2 protein-coding genes are annotated in these 4,299 nt (G+C 42.2%); both read left to right on the forward strand.

What is annotated here, in order from left to right:
- The coding region (locus QZ565_RS08360) for a PD-(D/E)XK nuclease family protein (protein WP_295528138.1) at window positions 1-551 on the forward strand (551 nt) is incomplete at its 5' end.
- Window positions 548-4,198 (forward strand): helicase-exonuclease AddAB subunit AddA, encoded by a 3,651-nt coding sequence (addA, locus tag QZ565_RS08365; protein WP_295528141.1) that lies wholly within the window; start codon window positions 548-550, stop codon window positions 4,196-4,198. The genes QZ565_RS08360 and addA, both read left to right, overlap by 4 nt.
- The last annotated feature ends 101 nt before the right edge of the window (window positions 4,199-4,299 follow it).

The following is a 4,299-nucleotide window of genomic DNA, read 5'->3' on the forward strand; positions in this document are numbered from 1 at the left end:
AGTTCCAGTTTCCTCATGTCTTGAATGGACTCAATTCTCAGTTGCCAACCTACCTAGCTGCCCTAAAAAGAGAAGGGGAGCAGAACTTTTTCGGTGCCATGTATTTGGAAATGTCTGAACCTGTCCAATCTCTGATGGCCGTTAAAAGTCTGGCAGGTGCAGTAGTAGAAGCTAGCAAATCAATGAAATACCACGGCCTCTTTTTGGAAAAAGAAAGCAGTCATTTAGGCGAATTTTACAACAAAAACAAGGCAAATCAGTTGACGGACGAGGAATTCCAGCTCCTACTGGACTACAATGCCCATCTTTACAAGAAAGCAGCTGAGAAGATTTTAGAAGGCCAGTTCGCCATCAATCCCTATACCGAAAATGGCAGAAGTATTGCCCCATACGTCCAGCAACACCAAACCATTACAGGATTTGAGGCTAATTACCACTTGGGTCAAGCCCGTTTCCTTGAGAAATTAGAGTTGTCTGACGGCAAACGTCTGGTCGGAGAAAAACTCAAGCAAGCTTGGTTTGAGAAAATGAGAGAGGAGTTGAATCGATGAAGCCCATTTCCTTTTTAACTGAGGAAGAAATTCAAAAATTGCAAGAAGCAGAAGCGAATTCGAGCAAGGAACAAAAGAAAACTGCCGAGCAAATCGAAGCCATTTATACGGCAGGGCAAAATATCCTTGTTTCAGCGTCTGCTGGTTCAGGGAAAACCTTTGTCATGGCCGAACGCATTCTTGACCAGTTAGCGCGTGGTGTAGAAATCAGTCAACTCTTTATCTCAACCTTTACCGTTAAGGCTGCCACAGAGCTTAAAGAACGTTTGGAGAAAAAAATCAGCCAACAAATCCAAGAAAGCAATGATGTTGACCTCAAACAACACTTGGGCCGCCAGTTGGCAGACCTACCCAACGCTTCCATCGGTACCATGGACTCTTTCACACAAAAATTCCTTGGTAAACATGGCTATCTGATTGATATTGCACCTAATTTCAGGATTTTACAAAACCAGAGCGAGCAACTTCTTCTAAAAAACGAAGTCTTCCATGAGATTTTTGAAGTCCATTATCAAGGCAAACAGAAAGAGACCTTTAGTCATTTGCTGAAAAACTTTGCTGGGCGAGGCAAGGATGAACGGGGGCTGCGCCAGCAAGTCTATAAAATTTATGACTTCCTCCAATCTACCAGTAATCCTCAAAAATGGCTGAGTGAATCTTTCCTCAAAGGCTTTGAAAAAGCTGATTTTACTAATGAAAAAGCAAAACTGACTGAGCAAATCCAGCAATCCCTTTGGGACTTGGAAAACTTTTTCCGTTACCATCTGGATAATGATGCCAAGGAATTTGCAAAGGCTGCTTATCTAGAGAATGTTCAATTAATTCTGGATGAAATTGGCTCCTTGAATCAGGAGTCCGATAGTCAGATTTATCAGGCAGTGCTTGCGCGTGTTGTCGCCATTTCAAAAGAGAAAAACGGTCGATCTCTGACTAATGCCAGCCGTAAGGCTGATTTGAAGCCACTGGCTGATGCCTATAACGATGAGAGAAAGGCCCAGTTTGCTAAACTAGGACAACTGTCAGACCAGATAACGATTCTCGACTATCAAGAACGTTACCATGAAGACTCCTGGAAGCTAGCTAAAACCTTCCAAGCTTTTATGAGCGATTTTGTGGAAGCTTATCGTCAGCGTAAACGCCAGGAAAATGCCTTTGAGTTCGCTGACATCAGCCACTATACCATTGAGATTTTAGAGAATTTCCCACAAGTTCGTCAGGTTTATCAGGACCGCTTCCATGAAGTCATGGTCGATGAGTATCAGGATACCAACCACATTCAAGAACGGATGCTGGAATTGCTGTCAAATGGTCACAATCGCTTTATGGTAGGAGATATCAAGCAGTCCATCTACCGTTTCCGTCAAGCAGACCCGCAGATTTTCAATGAAAAATTTCAACGCTATGCGCAAAATCCCCAAGAAGGAAAGCTGATTCTCCTCAAGGAAAATTTCCGTAGTAGTTCAGAAGTGCTGTCAGCAACCAATGATGTTTTTGAACGTCTTATGGACCAAGAAGTCGGCGAAATCAACTATGATAACATGCACCAGCTTGTTTTTGCCAATACCAAACTGACTCCCAATCCAGACAACAAGGCAGAATTTCTCATCTACGACAAGGACGATACAGGCGAGGAAGAAGAGAGCCAAGCAGAAACGAAATTAACAGGGGAAATGCGCTTAGTTATCAAGGAAATCCTTAAACTTCATCAGGAACAAGGTGTTGCCTTTAAAGAAATCGCCCTTCTGACCTCCAGCCGCAGTCGTAATGACCAGATTCTTCTCGCCCTGTCTGAGTACGGGATTCCTGTTAAAACCGACGGAGAGCAAAACAATTATCTCCAATCCCTAGAAGTGCAAGTCATGCTAGACACTCTTCGTGTCATTCATAATCCCCTGCAAGACTATGCCTTGGTTGCCCTTATGAAGTCTCCAATGTTTGGCTTTGATGAGGACGAGTTAGCACGTTTATCTCTTCAGAAAGCGGAGGATAAAGTCCAAGAAAATCTCTATGAGAAACTGGTCAATGCACAAAAAATGGTAAGTAGCCAAAAAGTCTTGATTCACTCAGCTCTAGCTGAGAAACTAAAGCAATTCATGGATATCTTGGTTTCTTGGCGCCTGTATGCCAAAACCCACTCCCTATATGACTTGATTTGGAAGATTTATAACGACCGTTTTTATTATGATTATGTGGGGGCTTTACCAAATGGTCTTGCTAGACAGGCTAATCTCTATGCACTAGCTCTGCGTGCTGATCAATTTGAAAAGAGCAATTTCAAAGGCTTGTCGCGTTTTATTGGTATGATTAACCAAGTTTTAGAAGCTCAGCACGATTTGGCAAGCGTGGCTGTCGCACCGCCCAAGGATGCTGTAGAACTTATGACTATTCACAAGAGTAAAGGGCTAGAGTTTCCTTACGTCTTTATTCTCAATATGGATCAAGATTTCAACAAGCAAGACTCTATGTCAGAAGTCATTCTCAGCCGTCAGAATGGTCTTGGTGTCAAATATATTGCCAAAATGGAGACAGGGGCAGTAGAAGACTACTATCCTAAAACCATCAAACTCTCCATTCCTAGTCTGACTTATAGACAGAATGAAGAGGAATTACAGCTAGCAAGCTATTCAGAACAGATGCGCCTTCTTTATGTTGCTATGACAAGGGCTGAGAAAAAGCTCTATCTTGTCGGTAAAGGTTCTCGTGAAAAGCTGGAAGCTAAGGAATACCCAGCAGCTAAAAATGGAAAACTAAACAGCAACACTAGACTTCAAGCAAGGAATTTCCAAGATTGGATTTGGGCTATCAGCAAAGTGTTTGCAAAGGATAATCTCAACTTTTGTTATCGTTTTGTTGGTGAAGATCAGCTGACTAGAGAATCTATCGGAGAGTTGGAAAACAAAAGTCCTCTCCAAGATAGCTCCCAAGCAGACAATCGTCAGTCAAATACCATTAAAGAAGCTCTTGAAATGCTGAAAGAAGTTGAAGTTTATAATACTCTTCACCGCGCAGCCATTGAACTTCCTAGTGTTCAAACCCCAAGTCAAATCAAGAAATTCTACGAACCTGTTATGGATATGGAAGGTGTTGAGATTGCAAGTCAAGGACAGTCAGTAGACAAGAAAATCAACTTTGATTTGCCAGATTTTTCAACCAAAGAAAAGGTAACAGGAGCTGAGATTGGTAGTGCCACCCACGAACTCATGCAGAGAATGGATCTCAGTCAGCGACCAACTCTTGCTAGCCTGACAGAAACTCTCAAACAAGTTCAAACTAGCCAAGCTGTCAGAGACAAGATCAATCTTGCTAAAATTCTTGCATTCTTTGACACAGCACTCGGTCAGGAAATTCTCGCTAATACCAACCATCTTTATCGCGAGCAACCTTTTTCCATGCTCAAACGAGACCAAAAGAGTCAGGAAGACTTCGTTGTCCGTGGTATCCTTGATGGCTATCTACTTTACGAAGATAAAATTGTTCTGTTTGACTATAAGACAGACCGCTATGATGAACCGAGTCAACTCGTAGACCGCTATCGTGGTCAGTTATCCCTATACGGAGAAGCTTTATCACGATCCTATTCGATTGAAAATATTGAAAAATACTTGATTTTACTCGGTAAAGACGAGGTTCAAGTTGTAAAAGTATAATTTATACTCTTCGAAAATCTCTTCAAACCACGTCAGCTTCAGCTTGCTGTAGATATGGTTACCGACTTCGTCCGTTTTATCCCCCACCCACCAAAACTGTT

This window comes from uncultured Streptococcus sp., assembly GCF_915066115.1.
Lineage (GTDB): Bacteria > Bacillota > Bacilli > Lactobacillales > Streptococcaceae > Streptococcus.